This is a genomic window from Chitinimonas violaceus (assembly GCF_052601015.1).
This window is the reverse complement of record NZ_JBQXDJ010000357.1, coordinates 1-231: the sequence shown is the minus strand read 5'-3', so window position 1 is coordinate 231 and position 231 is coordinate 1. Positions and strand designations below refer to the sequence as shown.

At 59.7% G+C, this 231-nt stretch carries 1 protein-coding gene; it reads right to left on the bottom strand.

The window, feature by feature from the left end; all coding sequences use genetic code 11:
- A partial coding sequence (locus ACUHMQ_RS21715) for an IS3 family transposase (protein ID WP_445297454.1) occupies positions 1-231 on the bottom strand: 231 nt, incomplete at both ends.

Genomic DNA, 231 nt, shown 5'->3' with positions numbered 1-231 from the left:
GCTGGATGCAGCAAATGCCGTCTTCGCGACGTAGTCGCGCTATCCGATCCCGACCCGCCACGATCCCTTCGGCAGCCAGTTCGGTTTGCAAGCGCCTTGCACTGTAGGTTCGGCGTGTTTTGTTGTGGGCCGCACGGATTGCTACCCGCAACCGTTCGTTCTCCTGAGCCCGTCGGCTAGGTGGACGTTTAAGCCAGGCATAGAAACCACAACAAGAAACCGCCAGGGTCC